Origin of the sequence: Maridesulfovibrio bastinii DSM 16055, assembly GCF_000429985.1 — a bacterium.
Taxonomy (GTDB): Bacteria; Desulfobacterota; Desulfovibrionia; order Desulfovibrionales; family Desulfovibrionaceae; genus Maridesulfovibrio; species Maridesulfovibrio bastinii.
Map to the genome: position 1 here is coordinate 107,519 of NZ_AUCX01000009.1, position 19,481 is coordinate 126,999.

General features: G+C 44.7%; 21 protein-coding genes. 15 read left to right on the forward strand and 6 right to left on the reverse strand.

The window, feature by feature from the left end:
• The first annotated feature begins 81 nt into the window (after window positions 1–81).
• The 14 genes from G496_RS0104950 to fliQ all read left to right on the forward strand — a co-directional run bounded on the left by G496_RS0104950 (window position 82) and on the right by fliQ (window position 12,649).
• Window positions 82–642 (forward strand): helix-turn-helix domain-containing protein, encoded by a 561-nt coding sequence (locus tag G496_RS0104950; RefSeq protein WP_027178308.1) that lies wholly within the window; start codon window positions 82–84, stop codon window positions 640–642.
• Between the two features lie 126 nt (window positions 643–768).
• On the forward strand, window positions 769–2,418 hold the full coding sequence (locus G496_RS0104955) for an AMP-binding protein (protein ID WP_027178309.1): 1,650 nt from the start codon (window positions 769–771) through the stop codon (window positions 2,416–2,418).
• Between the two features lie 244 nt (window positions 2,419–2,662).
• Complete coding sequence (locus tag G496_RS0104960; protein ID WP_027178310.1) at window positions 2,663–2,965, forward strand: Hpt domain-containing protein; 303 nt, start codon at window positions 2,663–2,665, stop codon at window positions 2,963–2,965.
• A gap of 113 nt (window positions 2,966–3,078) precedes the next feature.
• Window positions 3,079–5,475 (forward strand): type I DNA topoisomerase, encoded by a 2,397-nt coding sequence (topA, locus tag G496_RS0104965; protein WP_027178311.1) that lies wholly within the window; start codon window positions 3,079–3,081, stop codon window positions 5,473–5,475.
• 171 nt (window positions 5,476–5,646) lie between these two features.
• On the forward strand, window positions 5,647–6,567 hold the full coding sequence (gene era / locus G496_RS0104970) for a GTPase Era (protein ID WP_425411664.1): 921 nt from the start codon (window positions 5,647–5,649) through the stop codon (window positions 6,565–6,567).
• A gap of 94 nt (window positions 6,568–6,661) precedes the next feature.
• Window positions 6,662–7,363 carry a YggS family pyridoxal phosphate-dependent enzyme gene (locus G496_RS0104975; protein WP_027178313.1) on the forward strand — a complete coding sequence of 234 codons (702 nt, stop codon included), beginning with the start codon at window positions 6,662–6,664 and terminating at the stop codon, window positions 7,361–7,363.
• Window positions 7,364–7,404: 41 nt separating this feature from the next.
• A complete protein-coding gene (locus G496_RS0104980) occupies window positions 7,405–8,166 on the forward strand; it encodes a motility protein A (RefSeq protein WP_027178314.1) in 762 nt (253 codons plus the stop codon).
• 59 nt (window positions 8,167–8,225) lie between these two features.
• Complete coding sequence (locus G496_RS0104985; protein WP_027178315.1) at window positions 8,226–9,071, forward strand: OmpA/MotB family protein; 846 nt, start codon at window positions 8,226–8,228, stop codon at window positions 9,069–9,071.
• Window positions 9,072–9,073: 2 nt separating this feature from the next.
• Entirely contained in the window at window positions 9,074–9,802 is a 729-nt protein-coding gene (locus G496_RS0104990) for an OmpA/MotB family protein (protein WP_027178316.1), read from the forward strand.
• Window positions 9,803–9,829: 27 nt separating this feature from the next.
• Window positions 9,830–10,342, forward strand: coding sequence for a flagellar basal body-associated FliL family protein (locus G496_RS0104995; RefSeq protein ID WP_027178317.1), 513 nt, complete (start codon window positions 9,830–9,832; stop codon window positions 10,340–10,342).
• 208 nt (window positions 10,343–10,550) lie between these two features.
• Window positions 10,551–11,213: a flagellar motor switch protein FliN gene (gene fliN, locus G496_RS0105000; protein WP_027178318.1), complete on the forward strand. Its 663-nt coding sequence runs from the start codon at window positions 10,551–10,553 to the stop codon at window positions 11,211–11,213.
• A complete protein-coding gene (gene fliO, locus G496_RS0105005) occupies window positions 11,206–11,562 on the forward strand; it encodes a flagellar biosynthetic protein FliO (protein ID WP_027178319.1) in 357 nt (118 codons plus the stop codon). The genes fliN and fliO overlap by 8 nt, the downstream gene beginning before the upstream one ends.
• On the forward strand, window positions 11,507–12,292 hold the full coding sequence (gene fliP / locus G496_RS0105010) for a flagellar type III secretion system pore protein FliP (RefSeq protein WP_211233828.1): 786 nt from the start codon (window positions 11,507–11,509) through the stop codon (window positions 12,290–12,292). Before fliO ends, fliP begins: the two co-directional genes overlap by 56 nt.
• Before the next feature lie 87 nt (window positions 12,293–12,379).
• Window positions 12,380–12,649, forward strand: coding sequence for a flagellar biosynthesis protein FliQ (fliQ, locus tag G496_RS0105015; protein WP_027178321.1), 270 nt, complete (start codon window positions 12,380–12,382; stop codon window positions 12,647–12,649).
• 90 nt (window positions 12,650–12,739) lie between these two features.
• Here the strand turns inward: fliQ and rlmB are convergent, their stop codons facing one another.
• Window positions 12,740–13,501 carry a 23S rRNA (guanosine(2251)-2'-O)-methyltransferase RlmB gene (gene rlmB, locus G496_RS0105020; protein ID WP_027178322.1) on the reverse strand — a complete coding sequence of 254 codons (762 nt, stop codon included), beginning with the start codon at window positions 13,499–13,501 and terminating at the stop codon, window positions 12,740–12,742.
• A gap of 285 nt (window positions 13,502–13,786) precedes the next feature.
• Between rlmB and G496_RS18875 the strand changes: the two genes are divergently transcribed.
• Window positions 13,787–15,451 carry a LysM peptidoglycan-binding domain-containing protein gene (locus tag G496_RS18875; protein ID WP_084407492.1) on the forward strand — a complete coding sequence of 555 codons (1,665 nt, stop codon included), beginning with the start codon at window positions 13,787–13,789 and terminating at the stop codon, window positions 15,449–15,451.
• A gap of 122 nt (window positions 15,452–15,573) precedes the next feature.
• Here the strand turns inward: G496_RS18875 and aroE are convergent, their stop codons facing one another.
• The 5 genes from aroE to G496_RS0105055 form a co-directional block, all read right to left on the reverse strand.
• Entirely contained in the window at window positions 15,574–16,395 is an 822-nt protein-coding gene (aroE, locus tag G496_RS0105035; RefSeq protein WP_027178323.1) for a shikimate dehydrogenase, read from the reverse strand.
• A 457-nt stretch (window positions 16,396–16,852) separates the two neighbouring features.
• Window positions 16,853–17,395, reverse strand: coding sequence for a 2-oxoacid:ferredoxin oxidoreductase subunit gamma family protein (locus G496_RS0105040; protein WP_027178324.1), 543 nt, complete (start codon window positions 17,393–17,395; stop codon window positions 16,853–16,855).
• A 1-nt stretch (window position 17,396) separates the two neighbouring features.
• The gene (locus G496_RS0105045) at window positions 17,397–18,164 is read right to left on the reverse strand and encodes a thiamine pyrophosphate-dependent enzyme (protein ID WP_027178325.1); all 768 of its coding nucleotides are present in this window, start codon (window positions 18,162–18,164) and stop codon (window positions 17,397–17,399) included.
• 1 nt (window position 18,165) lies between these two features.
• Window positions 18,166–19,230 carry a 3-methyl-2-oxobutanoate dehydrogenase subunit VorB gene (locus tag G496_RS0105050; protein ID WP_027178326.1) on the reverse strand — a complete coding sequence of 355 codons (1,065 nt, stop codon included), beginning with the start codon at window positions 19,228–19,230 and terminating at the stop codon, window positions 18,166–18,168.
• On the reverse strand, window positions 19,223–19,465 hold the full coding sequence (locus G496_RS0105055; RefSeq protein WP_027178327.1) for a ferredoxin family protein: 243 nt from the start codon (window positions 19,463–19,465) through the stop codon (window positions 19,223–19,225). Before G496_RS0105055 ends, G496_RS0105050 begins: the two co-directional genes overlap by 8 nt.
• Window positions 19,466–19,481 lie beyond the last annotated feature (16 nt).

A 19,481-nucleotide genomic window follows, 5' to 3' on the forward strand; every position in this document is an offset into this window, starting at 1 on the left:
TTTCCGATGCGTGAAGTGAGGATTTTCGGTTAAGAATACCGGATTATCGTTTTGTAATTCTAGCTTACTCGGAGTTTTTAGATGACTGCGGAAAATCATGCTTATGAAGAAATAGCCCCAAGATTAAGGGAGCTTCGAAATGCTGTTGAAATGAGTGTTGATGAGCTTGCTGTAAAAACAGGGGTCACTCCTGATGAAGTGAGTCTCTATGAATCAGGTAAGGAAGAAATTCCGGTCAGTTATTTAATGAACGTTGCCAGAGTGTGCGGAGTTGGACTTACAGTTCTCATTTCAGGCATGGAGGCCCACCTGACCAATTATACTGTTGTCAGAAATGGCGAAGGTCTTAGTGTTGACCGCCGTAAAGACTACGATTACAAAAATCTTGCACCTGCGTTTGTCGGGCGCAGAATGGAACCGTTTTTAATTGATGTGCCGCCTAAGGACTCTTCAGCTTTGAATTTTACTTCACATCAGGGTCAGGAATTTATTTACGTTCTTGATGGTTCTCTTGAGCTAAGGCTTGATGAAAATATTATTATTCTGAATGAAGGTGATTCCCTCTATTTTGATTCGAAAACACCTCATGCGCTGCGCGGTTTGAATGGCGTAACTGCGCGTATGCTGGATGTTATCCTTTAGCATAATCATTTTAACAAGATTTTGTTTTGGTTTAAAAATGGCAGCGGTACCAACCGGTTTCATTTATTAGTTGCTGTTTAACTGATTAGTTTCGGATGTTTTTCGTTCGAGGAGAATGTAATAAAGATGCAGAAAAAGAAATACAGCTCCTACGAGGAGTTTTGTAAGGAATACAAAGTTGAGATTCCGGAAAAATACAACTTTGCATTTGATTTTGTAGATGACGTTGCCGCAAATGAGCCTGACCGGCTGGCAATGGTACATGTTGATGACAACGGTAAGCGTACCGATCTTGATTTTGAATATTTCAGCAGGGAATCTTCACGGCTGGCCAATGCTCTGGCTGCAACAGGGCTGCGTAAAGGCGACCGGGTTATGATTATCCTTTACCGCCGCATAGACTGGTGGGTTTCAATGCTGGCCTGCCATAAGCTTGGAGCTGTGCCTGTACCATCTCCTAATCTGCTGACCCCGCATGATATTGAATTCAGAGTTAATTTTGCAAAAATTAAAGCAGTTATTGTTGAGAATTCTGTTTCAGACCGTATTGAGGAAGCCCGTAAAAATTGCCCCAGTCTTGATGTTCTGATAGAGGCCGGAAGTGATACGGCTGAAAACGGATGGCTGTCATTAACTGAAATCTGCAAAGGAGTAGATGACAGCTTTCCGCGCCCGGAAGATGCTGCCTGTGATGACGATCCGCTATTGATATTTTTCTCTTCCGGAACAACAGGGCATCCGAAAATGGTTGAGCATACCCATAAATATGCAATGGGCCATTACCTTACCGGTGTTTACTGGCATGACCTTGAACCCGGAGACCTGCATCTGACTGTTGCTGACACCGGATGGGGAAAAGCCGTCTGGGGTAAATTTTACGGTCAGTGGATGGCCGGTGCAACTGCATTTGTCTGGGATTTTCGTGGAAAATTCGATCCTGCCAAGCTGCTGAGCATTATGTCCGAGCACAAGATCACAACTTTCTGCGCTCCGCCTACAGTTTTCAGATTTATGGTCAGGGAAGACCTTTCACAGTATGATCTTTCCTCCTTGCGTCACTGCACCACAGCCGGTGAACTTCTTAACTATTCTGTTTTTGAACAGTGGAAGGAAGCTACCGGGCTGAGTATTTACGAAGGCTACGGCCAGACTGAAACCACTCTCCAGATAGCAACATTTCCGTTTATGGAGCCTAAACCCGGTTCCATAGGAAAGCCTGTTCCCGGATGGGATATTGTGCTTCGTGATTCCGAAGGAAAACCCTGCCCTGACGGTGAAGAAGGCGAGATCTGCATCAGAGTTGACCCCGAGCGTCCTGTAGGCCTTTTTACCGGGTATCTTGATGAACCCCATAAAACCGCCAGAGCCATTGTTGATGGCTGGTATCATACTGGAGACAAAGCCTGGAAGGATGAAAACGGGTATCTGTGGTTTCTCGGACGTACCGATGACCTTATCAAAAGTTCCGGCTACAGAATCGGACCCTTTGAGGTCGAGAGTGCTTTGATTACCCATGAAGCGGTTGTTGAAGCAGCTATCACAGGTGTTCCTGATCCCGTAAGGGGGCAGGCTGTCAAAGCGACAATTGTCCTTGCTGACGGATTCGAAGGAACTGAAGCACTGACAAAAGAACTTCAGAATCATGTGAAAAAGGAAACAGCTCCATATAAATATCCTCGTGTTATAGAATATGTGGCTGAACTTCCGAAAACAATAAGCGGCAAGATTAAAAGAGCTGAAATAAGATCGCGTGATGAGGAAAAATCTTCGAAATAGAATAATTTCCTAAAAATAAGTTACGATATAATAACCCCCTGTGGAAAGGTTTTCCAGCAGGGGGTTATATGTTACTTAAGGTTTCAGGTTTATGGTGATGTTATAGTGAATTAATTCATCAACATATTTTATATGGTCTGATTGCGTGCTGTTGTATTGGTTTGCACAGTGTTGCGGAAAGGATTATCGTCCCTTTATTTGAAAGTGTTATTTAAATTACATTAAATTGTAGTGGAAGGCTTTTATGCCTAGTCTTAAAGATAAACTTGATGCGCTGAATAAGAAATATGCAGCCAACGCCGGAAGTCGGGTGGCTGAGATTGAAGCGTGTCTTGAAGCATACATTGCAGGCTCTTCTGATACAGATCTTGAAGCACTGTATCGCAAGGCTCATGCCCTTGCCGGGACTGCAAAGACATTCGGGCTTCCGGAAATGAGTGTTACGGCCAAAAAGCTTGAGCTTGAGGCTAGAACTGTGGAAAATGCACATGGGGTGGAAAAGCTTTTGCCTCTGATGGATGAATTGAAAAAACTCATACCATCCTGATTATTAATCAATGTAAAACGGACCGTTAGGTCTTTTTTTACATGGTTTAAGATGCCTTCTCTGCAAGATTAGAGGTTGCATAGTGGGCTTTGGATGGTTATAGGCTCCAACTTATGAGCAAAGACCTGATTATTGTTGAGTCCCCGGCAAAGGTAAAAACTATCAGCAAATTTCTGGGTAAGAATTACCAGGTAGCCGCATCAGTCGGCCATGTGCGTGATTTGCCTAAAAGTTCACTGGGAGTTGATGAAGGAGGCGATTTTACCCCCGAGTACCAGATCATTCCCGGAAAGGAAGATGTTGTTAATAAACTGAAGAAGGCCGCCGCCAAAGCCGACCATGTTTTTCTGGCGCCTGACCCCGACCGCGAGGGGGAGGCCATAGGCTGGCACGTTGCAAACATATTGAAGGATGTTAACGATAATATCAGTCGAATTCAGTTTAACGAAATTACAGCCAAAGCTGTAAGGGAAGCTCTGGAACATCCCCGTCCTCTGAATGAGAAGCTCTTTGATTCCCAGCAGGCGCGCCGTATTCTCGACAGGCTTGTCGGATATAAAATTTCTCCTATTCTCTGGAAGAAGGTCAAGCGTGGCATTTCCGCAGGGCGTGTACAGTCTGTAGCTTTGAAGCTTGTTGTCGAGCGTGAGAAGGAAAGACGTGCATTCGTGCCTGAGGAATACTGGCTCTTCAAGGCTACTGTTGCAGGTGTAAATCCTCCTCCTTTCGGAATAGATCTCTGGAAAGTTGACGGAAAACCGGTTTCCATAGGTTCCGGCGAGGAAGCAGAAGCCCTTGAAAAAGTCCTTTCCAAAGCTACCTTTAAAATTGAAAGCCTGACGGAAAAAGAGCGTAAACGCAGTCCACAGCCTCCCTATATTACTTCTACCCTACAGCAGGAAGCAAACCGCAGACTGGGATATTCCGCCAAAAGGACTATGACGATTGCTCAGCGTCTTTATGAAGGTGTCGAGCTTGGCGAAAAAGGTACTACTGCGCTTATCACCTACATGCGTACCGACTCTGTGCGTATTGCGGATGAAGCCCGTGATGCCGCCAAAAAGCTTATTCTCGAAAAATACGGCAAAGAATTTTATCCTTCCAAGGCCAGAGTATATAAAACCAAGGGCAGTGCTCAGGACGCTCATGAAGCCATCAGACCGGTTGATGTAACCATACAGCCGGAACAGGTGAAACCGTTTCTCCCTGCAGACCAGTTCAGACTTTATGAATTGATCTGGAAAAGATTTACTGCTTCACAGATGGAATCTGCCCGTTTCTGGGATACACTTGTTAAAGTTGAAGCTGAAAATACTCTCTGGCGTGCTAAAGGCGAGCGTCTCCTTTTTCCGGGTTTTATGAGAGTTATGGGCAAAACAGCTGATGATAAGCTGGTAGAGCTTCCTAAGCTGGAAAAAGGTGAAGAGCTGAAAGTTGAAAGCATCAACAAGGAACAGAAATTCACGCAGCCGCCCGCAAGATATTCCGAAGCTTCCCTGGTCAGAGAGCTGGAGGAAAAAGGCATAGGCCGTCCTTCAACTTATGCTGCGATTATTTCCACTATTCAGGACCGTGGATACGTTAATCTTGAAGAAAAGAAATTTGTTCCGACAGAACTCGGATCAGTTGTAAGTGATCAGCTCAGTAATCATTTCAAGGAACTTATGGATGTAGGTTTTACCGCCTCCATGGAAGGGCAGCTTGATGATGTGGCTGAGGGTAAAGTTCAGTGGACTGAACTCATGAAGCACTTTGCCGAAGGTTTTTATCCCACTCTCGAGACTGCCAAAAAAGAAATGAAACGCGGCGGAGAGGATACCGGGATAACCTGCGATAAATGCGGAGAACCCATGGTCATTAAATTTGGCCGTACCGGTGAGTTCCTCGGTTGTTCAGCATATCCTGATTGTAAAAACATCACTAATTTCACCCGTGATGAAAAGGGTAAAATAGTTGTTCTGGAAGATCAGGCCCCTGAAGAAACCGGAATTACCTGTGATAAATGCGGCAAGCCTATGGTCGTCAAACGCTCAAGCCGCGGTGAATTTCTGGGTTGTTCAGGTTATCCTGAGTGCAGAAATATTAAGAATTTCAAACGTGATGATGACGGTAAAATCGAACTCGTTAAAACAGATGAACCGGAAGTCGTAGGCAAGTGCCCTGACTGTGGTGGTGATCTGATAATCAAGCGAGCCAGAACCGGAAGCCGCTTTATAGCCTGCTCCAATTATCCGGACTGCAAGCATGCAGAGCCATATTCCACGGGAGTTAAATGCCCGAGGGAAGGATGCGAAGGCGAGCTGGTGGAAAAGAGTTCAAGGCGCGGTAAGATTTTTTATTCATGCAGCAAATATCCAGACTGTGATTACGCAGTATGGTATGAACCTATTGACGGTCCCTGTCCAAAATGCGGACATCCCGTGCTGGTTAAAAAAGTTACCCGCGCCAAGGGTGAGCACATAGCCTGTCCGGAAAAAGGCTGCGGCTACACCGATGAGGGCGAAGAATAGTTTTTGCTGTTCTGATTTCAGACAATAACAACGGTCGGCCGTTATCAATAGTAACAATTGCTTTCATGCCTGCAGCGGTTTATTTTGAACTGGCAGCAGGTGGCAGTTTGTATAGCCGGCTGGTTTTTCATTATAAATTAATAAATAGAGCGGAATTAAACTGCTCAGGGAATAATAATGTCAGAATTTAAATTTGGATGGGTGGCCCTGCTTGGACCGCCGAATGCCGGTAAAAGCACTCTTATGAATCATTACATGGGTCAGAAGATTGCCATTGTATCACCCAAACCCCAGACTACCCGTAATAGAATCAACGGAATATTAAGTACTGATCATTCGCAGATAGTCTTTCTTGATACACCGGGAATCCACAGGCTCAGAGGAAGAATGAACCGCTTCCTTCTTGATTCCGCATGGCAGGCTCTGAATAATTCCGATGCCGTGGTCGTGTTGTTCGATGCTTCACTCTATGCTTCGAAACCACACCTCATGGAAAAGGATTTAAGTCCGCTGGTGAAACCTGTTTCAGGTCCGGGACGGAATCTTTTTGTGGCAGTGAACAAGGTTGATAAGGTCAAGGATAAAGCCAATCTTCTGCCGGTAATGCAAAAAGCTCAGGAGATGTTTCCCGAGGCTGAATTTTTCCCTGTTTCAGCTTTAAAGGGTGATGGCACTGATGTCCTTCTGAACCGTCTCGAAGAGGTTCTTCCTGAGGGTGCTCCAATGTTTCCTGATGATCAGGTTTCAACAGTTCCGCTACGTTTCATGGCTTCGGAAACAGTCCGTGAAAAACTGTTTTTAAGTCTCCAGCAGGAACTTCCTTATACAACCGCAGTTGAAATTGAAAACTGGCAGGAAGAGCCGGAACGTAATCTGGTCCATATCGGGGCTGTGATTTATACTTCCAAAAAGAACCATAAGGGTATGATCATAGGCCGTCAGGGACAGAATCTGAAAAAAATCGGAACTTCAGCCCGCAAGGAACTTGAAGAGCTTCTTGATATGAAGGTTATGCTCGAACTCTGGGTAAAAGTCAGAGAGGGCTGGACTGAAGACAGCGGATTTTTGAGGACCATCGGTCTTGGGGAATAAACATATTTAGTTATTTTTTTTATTTTTATTAAAGATTTTAATATAATCTACCGAATTTATATAAACAGACCTTATAAGGTTTTATGGCACTGCAATGGAGAACAGAGAAAAGGAACTGCTTCGCAATTATGGTGAAGTTAAGAGTGAGATAGACAGGGCTGCGGAAAAAGCCGGACGGAAACCTGATGAAATACAGCTTGTTGCTGTATCAAAGTTTCACCCGGCAAGTGATGTGGAGATTCTTTTTAAAGCCGGGCATAGAGTGTTCGGAGAATCTTATGTTCAGGAAGCAGTTGCCAAAAGTGAAGAACTTTCGGCTCTTGATATCGAGTGGCATTTTATCGGCGGCCTTCAAAGTAAAAAGGCTAAATATGTAGCAGGTAATTTTTCTCTGGTGCATAGTGTGGATTCTTCCAAACTTGCAGGCCTGTTAAATAAAAAAGCTGTTGCACTCGGAGTAAAGCAGAATATTCTTTTACAGGTTAATTCTGCTGGAGAGGAACAGAAAAGCGGTGTCAGTGAAAAGATGCTTCAGAATTTGGCTGAAGAAGTCATGGAATTTGAAGGTCTGGAACTCCAAGGGCTGATGTGTCTGCCACCTTTTTTTGGAGATTCAGAGTCGTCCAGACCGTATTTCCGCAGGCTGAGGGAGCTTAAGGAAAAACTTGAGAAAGATCTCGGTATTTCGCTCCCCCATTTGTCCATGGGTATGACTGATGATTATGTGTCGGCTATCGAAGAAGGCGCAACAATGGTCAGAATAGGAACAAGGATTTTCGGTAAGCGGCCGGTTTAATCAAGCCGTGTAATGAATAAAAGCAATGGAAGGACCGCGGTATGGATCTTGCGACCATAATAGGAACTATACTTTCTTTCGGACTCGTTCTTGCCGCTATTCTTGTAGGTAGCCCCCTCGGTATTTTTATATCGGTCCCTTCGGCATTGATTGTTATCGGGGGTACTATCGGTGCCTCTCTGGTAAACTATCCACTTGGACATGTGCTTGGTGTTGTCGGGGTTATTAAAAAGACTCTGTTTTCAAGCCTTGAGTCCCCGGCCGATATCATTGCTAAATTCATGGATTTTGCAAATAGAGCCCGCCGTGAAGGTATCCTTTCCCTTGAGCCTCTTTTAAAAAGCATTGAAGACGATTTCCTGCGTAAAGGGCTTCAACTGACAGTTGACGGTCTAGAACCGCAGGTTATTCAGGAGATTCTGGAAACAGAAATTCAGTATCTTGAAAGCAGGCATGAAACCGGTGCCGAAATTCTTAAAATTTTTGCTGAGTTCGCTCCTGCAATGGGCATGATCGGTACTGTTATCGGACTTGTGCAGATGCTCCAGACAATGAGTGATCCAAGCACCATCGGTCCTGCTATGGCTGTTGCCCTTCTCACCACTTTGTATGGTGCTATTCTTGCCAACCTTGTTTTTACTCCAATGTCTGGAAAGCTGAAAACAAGGAGCAAGGAAGAAGTTCTGCTAAGGGAAATGGTCATGGAAGGTATAATTTCAATTTCAAAAGGTGAAAATCCTAAAATTATTGAGGAAAAGCTGAACAGCTTTCTTCCTCCCAAAAGCCGTAAAGAAGTCTCATAATTCTATTGAGCCGCAATCGGTCTTAGCTGCCGATACGCTAACGGCACCCGAGGAGGAGCATGGGCAGAAAAAAGAAAAAGGAAGAGAGTGGCGGAGTCCCTTTGTGGCTCATCACTTTTACAGACCTTATGACGCTTATGCTCACCTTTTTCGTTCTGCTTGTGAGTATGGCCAAGGTCGATGAGCGTCGCAAGCTTGTTGTCCTCGGCTCAATTTTCGGTACTTTCGGCTTCGGACATCATGGATATGATGTCCTTTCAACAAAAGATACACGGCGTACCGTCTCCTCTGGAGCTTTTGAACTTGAAGAGAATCTGGAGCCTATAAAACCACTTCTCTGGGAATATGCCGAAGAAGATCTGAAATTTGAATCCAGCCGTTTCGTTCAGGTTCTCTCTATCGGAGCTGATGTTTTATTTGAGCCTGACAGTCTGACCATTTCCGCTGATGGCAGACATATTCTACGGACAGTTATTCCTGTTTTAAAAAATGTCACCTCTCCGCTGCTGCTGGCAGGTCATACTTCCACTCTTCGTGATGAACTGGGTGAAGATTACCGCGTGGCTGATAAGGACCTCAATCCGGATGTTTCATGGAGAATTTCTCTGGGCAGGGTTTTATCCGTTTACAGGTTTCTTGTGGCAGGTGGTATAAAGCCTGAAATGCTCAAAATAGAGGCTTTTGGGAAATTCAGGCCCCATTATCCAAATTCAACCCCGAAAGGGCGCAGGTCCAACCGCAGGGTTGATATAGTGCTGGATAAACGCAGCGTAAAAGTGGAGAAGGAGCTCAAGAAGATCGTCCCGGATGTTAAGGGGAAACAGAAGTCTGATGAATTCGACTATAAAGGTTTTGTTTTTCCTGTAGAAGAATCTGAACAGCCTCCAGCTAATCCGGGGAATTGACCATGGCCCGTAAAGAAAAAAAAGCAGAAGAAGCCGGGGGCGGTTGGCTGGTTACCTTTTCGGACCTTGTGACCCTGCTTTTGACTTTTTTTGTGCTGTTGCTAAGTATGTCCTCAATGGATCAGAGCTTTATTACCCGTGTAACCATCAATCCGGCGGAACTTGGGTTTCTTGAAAAGCGAGGTTCAGGAAGACTTTCGGTGAAGGCCAAGATAATTGCTGAGATGATTGAACGTCCGTGGGAAGTTCTGGAAAAGCAGCAGAGAATAAAAGATCTGCTGTTTCCTGATGATAAGATACCCCCTGATATTTCTAAATCGACTCTAAATGAAAATCTTAAAGTCCTTGCCCGGCCTGAGGGTGTGGCTCTGGTGCTTACCGATAAGCTGCTGTATCCTCTTGGTTCGTTTACACTTGATAAAAGCGCGGAAATGCTTCTGGAGCAGATTGTTCCCATTCTGGAGTATCTTGGAAATGCCGATGTTAATATTTCCGGATATACTGATGATGTCGGCGGAATGAGCCCTGACAACTTTGAATTGTCAGGAAAGCGTGCAATTTCGGTTTTGACATATTTTGTGAGCAGAGGATTGCGGAATCAGAGGTTCAGTGTTTCTGCTTACGGTCCGACTTATCCTATGGTAAGTAACAGGACACCTGAGGGAAGAGCGCAGAACAGGCGCGTTGAGATATTAATTAAAACTACACCCATGATGGGTGGATATTCATAATTTCCCAAAAAATGAGGAGCTGTCGGTATGGCTGAAGAAAACGGTCAGGAGCCTAAGAAGAAAAGTGGACTTTTGAAATGGATTATTCTTCTGATCCTTTTGCTAGCCCTTGGTGGTGGCGGATATTTTGCCTACCTGAAGTTTTTTGCTGGGACTCCTGAAGATAAACCCGCTGCAGAACAGCAGCAGGAAGAACAGGCTGAGGAAGGAGCTCAGAATCAGGCCGCAATACCCGGCTCGGGATTCACAGTCAGTCTTCCGACATTTGTAGTCAATCTTGCCGATCCTCTCGGACGCAGATATCTGAAGCTGGGAATTGATGTTGAAGTTGTAAGCGAGGAAGCTACAGCCGAGCTTAATAAAAAGCAGCCGATGGTTAAGGATGCCCTCATTCTGCTGCTTTCAAGCAAGACATATCAGGACCTTTCCACAATGGAGAACAAGATTCTTCTAAAGAAGGAAATTGTTGACAGGTTGAATCAGATCATGGGTGGTTCAAAAGTTTTGCAGGTCTATTTTACTGATATGGTTATTCAGTAGCACGATTATTGCTTAACTTAATGCATTGTTTTAGGGCGGTCCTTTTTCTGATTTTTAAAAAGGATTGTTATTGTTGGTAATGATTAGTAAATTGAAGGTGTTAACCTTTTTTTTGCTTTTAAATACATGCAGCTTGAAGTGTCATTTTCTTGAAAAACACTTGGCTGATGCATTTATTAACCGTTTATAAAGCCAGAGGTGAACAGCAATGGCGGCCGATGATCTGGATCAGGATAAACTGGCGCAGGAGTGGGCGGATGCTCTCTCTGATGATGATACCGGTGGAGAGGCCGGAGGTGGTGACGATGAAGCTCTTGCTGATGAATGGGCTGCTGCGCTCGCCGAACAGGATGACGATGAAGGTTCCAGCGATCAGAATTTAGCTGACGAATGGGCTGCCGCGCTCAATGAACAGGATGAACCTGAAGCAGATTCCGGTGGGGGCTCATCAGATCAGAATCTTGCTGATGAGTGGGCTGCCGCTTTAGCCAATGAAGAAGGCGACAGCATAAAAAAAGAAAAAGAACAGGAATTTCTCAGAACTCAGACCAGAGAAGCTGATTTCACTGATTTCACTAACGAAGCCAAGAATCCCCGTCATGACGGATCGCGCCGCGATCTTGATTTTATTCTTGATATTCCGCTTGATGTCTCGGCTGAACTCGGCAGGACCAAAATGCTCATCAACGAGCTTTTGCAGATAGGAACAGGCTCCGTTGTTGAACTTACCAAACTTGCCGGTGAACCTCTTGAAATTTATGTTAACGGTAAGCTTGTCGCCAGAGGCGAGGCCGTTGTCATCAACGAGAAATTCGGTATCAGGCTGACAGATATCATCAGCCCGATTGAAAGGGTGAAACATCTTGCCTAACGCAACAGAACCATTGATGCTGCCGGATGCCGGGGTTGGAGCTTCTTTAAAGGTTGCTGCCGCTTTCTGTCTGGTTTTAGCTCTTCTGCTTCTTTTGTATTACCTCATGCGCAAGTTTAATGTGGCCTCCATGATTTCCGGATCGCGTAAAGGAAATCTCGAAATTGTTGAACGGCTTCCACTTGGGCCGCGCCAGCATATTGCTGTTGTCAGGTACAAGGATCGTGAACTTGTTCTGGGAGTGACTCAGGACAGGATTAATCTTCTTGATGTAAATAAAGACAAGGCTGATGATGAAGATACTGAGGACTTTGCCGGGGTTCTTGAAGACAAGAGGACCATTTCTTAGCATACTGGTTCTTCTGCTTCTTATACCCATAGCCGCTTTTGCGCAGGATCAGACTATTCCTAATCTGACTCTGCAGCTTTCTGCCGGTCAGACCGAACCTGAGGAAGTTTCCAAGGCTCTGGAAATTCTTTTCCTGCTGACTGTTCTGGCTATGGCTCCTTCAATCATGCTGACAATGACCTCCTTCACCCGCATTATCATTGTCTTTCATTTTTTACGGCAGGCTATGGGAACCCAGCAGATGCCGCCGAACCAGATTCTGGCCAGTATTGCTATTTTTATGACCGTTGTAATTATGATGCCTACGGGCAAGGCCATAAATGACACTGCATTACAACCATATCTTAATGAGGAGATAGGTTTTAACGAGGCCATAACCAAAGCACAGGTTCCCATTCGAAAATTTCTTTTTAAACATACCAGAGAAAAAGACCTTTCAATTTTTTACTCCATAACCAAAGAAAACCGTCCCAAGGTCAAGGAAGATGTTCCAACAATTATGCTTGTTGCCGCTTTCACTATAAGTGAGCTTAAAACAGGTTTTACCATAGGTTTTCTGATTTATATTCCGTTCCTCATTCTTGATATGGTTATTGCAAGTATCCTGTTGGCCATGGGTATGATGATGCTGCCTCCGGCAATGGTTTCACTGCCCTTTAAAATTCTGCTTTTTGTCATGGTTGACGGCTGGAACCTGATAACGGGTTCTCTTGTTAATACTTTTCAATGAATTTCGGGCCGCAAGGTCCTTATCTTTAGGATTAGTGCCTGATCGGAGTGTTTTACTTCAGCATTCGGAAAAAACGGAGATTATGCTATGTCCCCAGAATTTGTCATAGGGTTTGCAAAACAATCCATAGAACTTGCCTTGACTCTGGCACTTCCGATGCTGCTTGTTGGTCTGGTTGTGGGTATTCTTGTCAGTATTCTTCAGGCAGCCACCCAGATACAGGAAACAACACTTACTTTTGTTCCTAAAATTGTATCCATGTTTCTGGCTCTTCTGTTTGCTTTTCCTTGGATAATGGAAAAACTTATTTCTTTTACGAGAGATGTTTTTATAAATCTGCCTAACTACATTCGCTGATATTTTATGAATCCAGACATAAATTAAATAAAAAAACGGATTGTTTTCTAAGCAATCCGTTTTTTATTTTTTGCTGTGTGCTGAAATTTTTTATTCAGGGGTAATTTTTCTGGCAAATTCGCTCACGATGATTGCACCAGCCTGAGCTACATTCAAAGAGTCGAATTCCCGTCTGAAAGGAATATGAATTTTTTTCTGACATCTTTTCATGATGCCCTGTCTTATTCCGCTTTCCTCATTCCCAAGCACCAGTACAGCCGGTCCGTGCAGCTCGGTCTCATATACAGACTCCGAACCTTCAGTTAGCGCGGCTCCGTAGATATCAATTCCGCGTTCTTCAACTTTATCCAGAGCCTGAGCCAGATTAACAGCTCTGGCCACCGGGAGTCTGCTTAAAGCCCCGGAACTGGCCTTCATGGCTGCAGCTCCGAGAAAGCCTCCACCATGTTTGCCGACAACTATTCCCGCGCCGCCAAGGGCATACAGAGTTCTGCAGAAGACTCCTATGTTACCGGGGTCCTGCACTCTGTCTAAAAAGACCAGCAGCGGCAGGGGCGCATCTGCCAGATTGTCCAGAAGGTCATCAAGGTCGGCAAAGGGCAGGGCTGCTATTCTTGCCAGCACTCCCTGATGATTTCCTTCGAAAAGGCGGTTCATTTCGTCTCTTGTTGAAATTTTGTAGCGAATTTTATTTTTTTTACAGCGTTGTACTGTACGCTCAAAATTTTTATCCTGACGTCCTTTTTGGAGATAGAGCGTATCTATCCTTTCGGGAGAATTCAAAAGCATCTCCTGTACCGGTTTACGTCCTGCTATTATGGAACCATCGTCTTTGTGCTGGTTGTTTTTCATTCTTTTGTGTGGGTATGAAGTTAATGTTTCAACTCTTGCCTTTCGGCCGTTTGCATTTTATGCACCACTCACATCGTTTGTGCAAATAATACTCGAAAACCCTTGTTGCACAAGAGTTTCGGCAACCTAAGCCTTTTGTTTTTCTATTGCAAACTGTCCTTCTTTCAGGTAGCTCTACATAAATCCAGACTATGGATTTTTATATTAATAACCTTGTTTTTAAAGGGGTTGCGTCCACTTTTTAACCTGTAACAGCCCTTAATCTAAACATTTTCCAGATAATTTATGAAAAAAGTCAAAACATTCTGCCATGAGCCAGGCACCAGTTATAAACACCGTTTTTCGGCGTTCATGCTGCCTATTTTTATTTTTCTACTTATTTTTTCAGGTTGTGCTCCTAAAAAAACTGCTCCGGTTGATCCCTCTCTTAATGTCTGCACAAATGCCACAGAAGTATCTGAAACAGATCTTCCTGATTCCGGAGCCGAGGTCCTTGAACCGGAGGTTGATCCTTCTCCTTCCGACGTAAAAGAGCAGAGTGAAAATCTGACTCCTCAGGAACACAAGGTCCTTCTTTCAGACTCGGGCATAGAATTCAACCTCAATGAGCATGATACCAAAGAGGTTCAGCAGTATTTTACATTCTTCACCCATAAAGCGCGCAAAACTTTTGCCCGCTGGCTGGACAGGGCTGAAAACTTTCTGCCCTATGTGCGTGAGCAGCTTTCAGAAAACGGTCTGCCGCAGGATGTTGCCATGCTTCCTTTTGCTGAAAGCGGATACAATGCATGGGCCTATTCCCGTGTAGGCGCTGCTGGAATGTGGCAGTTCATGCCATATACCGGGCGCAAGTACGGTCTGCGTGTTGACTGGTGGGTTGATGAGCGTCGTGACCCTTATGAATCAACTAAAGCTGCGATAAAATATCTTACCGATCTTCATGAAATGTTCGGAGACTGGTATCTGGCTTTTGCTGCTTATAATGCCGGTGAGGGTAAAATTTCCAGAGCCTTGAAAAAAACAGGTTGTGAAAATTTCTTTGAACTGACCCGCATGAATCACAAACTGAGCTATCGCCACCGTCTGCGTAAGGAAACGAAAAACTATGTTCCTAAATTCATAGCTATTTCTAAGATATTTAAGAACCTTACCGAACTTGATTTTCAGAAGATTGACTGGGACGCTGCTCCTAAAATGGTGCATCTCAAGGTTCCGGGTGGAACGGATTTACTGGCTCTTGCAAATGCCTGTGGTTTGAAATGGAAAGAGTTCTTGAAATACAACCCCCATTTCCGCCGTCAGGTCAGCCCGCCGGATTCAAAGAGTAATGTGCATCTTCCCGTTGCTTTGCAGGCTGATGCCTCAGAATATATTTCTAGTCCGGGATCACGTCCTTTTGCAGGATACAGCCGTTATAAAATCCGTCGTGGTGATTCATGGTACAGAATTGCCCGCAGGAGCGGTATTCCTGTAAGAGTTCTCAAAAGTGTCAACAATACCCGTTCTAATCTGCTTAGACCCGGACATTATGTGATGATACCAGGCAGAGGTTCTAAAAGAACTTTTGCAAGCAGAACAACAACTCGCCGTTATGCTCAGAAAAGGGCTAATTACAGAGTAAGACGCGGTGATACCCTCTGGAGTATTTCAAGAGGCTATCAGGTAAGTGTTAATACCCTTAAGAGGGCTAACGGACTGCGTTCCTCAAGCCTTAAAATTGGTCAGAAACTGTATATACCTGATTCCTCGGCAAGTGAGACCAAGCTGACCAGAAGTCAGGCCGCCGAGGCTAAAACACAGGTTGTAAACTACCGTGTAAGACGCGGTGACAATCTCTGGGCAATCGCCAGAAGATTCGGTGTAAAGGTGAGCGCACTTATGAAGTGGAACAGTCTCAGCTCAAAGAGTATTTTGAGACCCGGTGACAAGATCAAGGTTTATGTGCGTTAGCAGAGTTTTTAAGATATAAATTCAAAAGCCGGTCCGTTATATAACGGACCGGCTTTTTTAATCTCAATTTTTGTTGTGTGATCTGGTCTGGGGTTTGTTGCAGGATTATTTGCCGTTCGGATTTATTTTAACTGTTCCAGAAGAAGTTTTCTTGCTTCTGCCGGGTCCAGTTCTTTTCCGGTCCAGATTCTGAATTGTTCCAATCCCTGATGCAGAAACATTTCCAGACCGCTTATTGTCGTGGCCCCTCTTTTTTCAGCTTCGTGCAAAAGTACTGTCTTAAGGGGATTGTAAACCAGATCATAGACAATCGTGTTCTCATCAATGTTTTCCATCAACATCGGACATAGCGTTACTCTTTCGCCTGACATACCGAGTGGAGTGGAATTTATGATTAGATCATATTTAGTTTTTCCACGGTCATCCCATTCAACTTTGGTGATATTAAATTCTTCAGCCAGCTTTTCAGCTTTTTCAGCCGTGCGGTTGGTTATGCTTATGTTTTTAATTTTGAGTATCTTTAATCCGCTGACAGCTGCTCTTGCCGCTCCTCCGGCACCTAGAATCAGAGCATTTTCTATTTTATCACGGTAGGGCATAAGCGGTGTGTAGCAACCGGCAACATCCGTGTTGTCACCAACAAGTTTTTCTCCATCCCAGTAAAGTGTATTAACAGCCCCTGCGCTTGTGGCCCTTTCCGTTTCCATATCTATAAATTTACGCACTGAGAGTTTGTGGGGGATGGTTACGCTTGCACCGGAAATCGGGAGGCATCTAAGGCCGTTCATGAAATCTTCAATTTTCTCCGGTTGCAGTGGCCATGACATATAGACCGCTTCAATTCCTGTTCTGGAAAATCCCCAGTTGTGCAATAAAGGGCTGAGGCTATGTCCTAGAGGGTAGCCTATAATTCCAAAAAGTTTCTTTGGTAGTAAAAAGCCCATATCAGTCTCCTGCTGTATTTTAATGATCTTCGCAGATCATGGGTCTTTTTTTAAATTTAAAACGCTTAAAACAGATGTTTTAACTGTCTGTTATAGGTCTAATAAATTTAAAATGGCTGAAAAATTTATTTCCGGGTGAATTTAAGAGAAATCAGCAGTTATAATATTCTACAAGAGTCTATAACAGTCTGCTTTGGTCAAAATGTTTGCCGGGTCTTACTCCAGAACACATCATAGAAATCATAATTTTAAACCGTCAAATTTTCAACTTGGCTGATGCTTCTTTAAATTCTGGACTAAGTCGAGTGTCCCTGCCGGGATGCATACCGTTGGTCTGCACTTGTAAATATACTGTTGATGATTGTGTTCTAAGGTACCACTGTTACAAAAAGGCCGACCTGTCCGTTTAATTACGGTTCCGGCCGGCCTGCTGATTCAAAGTCTGGTTTAGATTTTGTTAAACTGCGTCAAAACCTGCTTTAAGTGCTTCCGCATTCTTTGGTATCATGTGGCTGTAATGGGCAGATATCACATTCGGAAGGCTGTCCAGTACAGATTGCAGTTCAATGATACCTGTTGATTTTATATAGGCCCCCAGTGCAACCATATTGGCCATGCGGGTACTGCCTATTTCATCGGCAATTTCATTTGCATTGACAAAAACAGACTTCACTCTGGTGGTGTCTGCAAACTCAGGTTCTACCAGAGACGAGTTGATTACCTGTACTCCTCCATCCACAAGTTCAGGCTGGAACTTGTCCAGAGAAGGGCGGTTCATGATAATCTGGCTGAGTGGTCTGCGGATGATTGGAGATCCTATTTCTTCTTCAGAAATTACAACCGTGCAGTTTGCGGTTCCGCCGCGCATTTCCGGACCGTAAACAGGAATATATGTAACGTTAAGTCCGGCATGCATACCGGAGTATGCAAGCAGGTTTCCTATAAGCATTACACCCTGTCCGCCGAATCCGGCGATGATGGTATCAAGATATCTACTCATCTTATACCTCCTCTCCGGCTGTAATATCCTTATAAACTCCAAGCGGGAAATAAGGTATCATCTCGTTTTCAATTCTTTCATTGGCCTGAACAGGAGTCATCCTCCAGTTGGTTGGACATGTTGAAAGAATTTCGACGAATCCGAATCCAAGCCCGTTAACCTGAACTTCAAAAGCTTTTTTCAAAGCCTTTTTGGCCTGACGGATATTTTTAATGTTGTTGAGTGCTACTCTGGCGCAATAGGCGGTTCCACCCAGAGTGGCAATTATCTCGGACATTTTGATAGGCATGCCTTCTTTCAAAGGATTTCTTCCGGCCGGTGATGTTGTAGTCTTCTGCCCTTCAAGGGTTGTCGGGGCCATCTGTCCGCCGGTCATTCCGTAAACAGTGTTGTTTACAAAAATTATAGAAACCTTTTCTCCTCTGTTGGCGCAATGCATGATTTCAGCCATTCCGATAGAGGCAAGGTCGCCGTCTCCCTGATAAGAAAGCACAAACTTGTCCGGGCAGGAACGTTTAACGCCTGTGGCCACCGCCGGAGCCCTTCCATGAGGGGCTTCCACACTGTCCAGATTGAGATAGTTGTATAAAAATACCGAGCAGCCGATGCTGGTCACCAGCAGAGTCTTTTGGCTCAGTCCCATCTCATCCAGCAGTTCGCCTGCCAGTCTGTGGGCCACTCCGTGCTGACATCCCGGGCAATAATGGGTGACTCGGTCCGCAATGCAGTCGGATTTGTCAAAAACAAGTTTTTCCTGAAGTGCGGTCATTTTATTTTCCTCCCATGCTTTTGAGTATGGGGTCTTCAAAATCATCCGGGGTAGGCAGGTTGCCGGGATAGAAGCCGAAGAAGTCGGAGTCGGTAATTGTGCGTATGCTCAGTCTGACATCTTCAACCATCTGTCCGAGGTTGTGTTCTATTGTAAGGAATTTTTTCCCGGCCAGAGCAAGTTTTTTCATTGCTTCCGAGGGGAACGGGTAAAGAGTTATCGGCCGGAACAGGCCTACTTTGTATCCTTTTTTCCTGAGATTGCGGATTGTACTTTTAACTATTCTGCCGATGGAACCGTAAGCAACTACAATAAGCTCTGCGTCTTCACACTCGAACATTTCCTGATCAATCTCGGCTTCCATGCTTTTGTATTTTTTTTCAAGCATTATGTTGTGGGCTGCAAGCTCACCTTCACCGAGGAACAGAGATCTAAGGATATGTGAATCCCTGCCGTCAGCTCCTGTCAGGCACCAGTTGTCTGAATTGTGATCATCTATATGATCAGGTGTCCATGTTGTGACAGGCTCTTTCATCTGCCCAAGAATGGCATCACCCAGAATCATAACCGGATTGCGGTATTTATATGCAAGGTCGAATGCTTTGATGGCTGTATCGTATGCTTCCTGACAGGTGCTCGGAGCAATTACCAGCATGCGGTAATCACCATGGCCTCCGCCTTTGACAGACTGAAAATAGTCACCCTGACTCGGACCGATATCTCCAAGACCCGGTCCGCCTCTGGTCATATTGACAACGACAGCCGGAAGCTGGCTTCCAGCGAGGTATGATATGGCTTCCTGTTTAAGTGATATTCCCGGACTTGAAGATGATGTCATACATCTTGTTCCGGTGGCTGCTGCGCCGATGAGCATGTTGGATGCTGCAACTTCGCTTTCTGCCTGCACAAATTCTCCACCTATGGCAGGAAGAGCAGCAGACATAAACTCTGGAATATCATTTTGCGGAGTTATGGGATAACCGAAATAGCATTTTAATCCTGCGGCTATTGCTCCGCGTGCTATTGCTTCGTTTCCTTTAATAAAGATTCTTTCACTGTTAGGCATCTTTAGTTTCTCCTTTCGGCTTCACGGTCCTGTAGACCCTGATAGCGATATCCGGACACATCATGGCACATGAAGAGCAGCCGATGCATTTTTCCATGTCTTCAGCTGGAACCTCGGCTACTTTATAGCCATGATGATTGAAACGCTCGGATTGCCTTATAATTTCTTTTGGACAGACAGTAGTGCAGAGCAGACAGCCCTTACACTGTTCTTCCAAAACTTCTATGCGGGACATCCTTTACTCCTGTTCC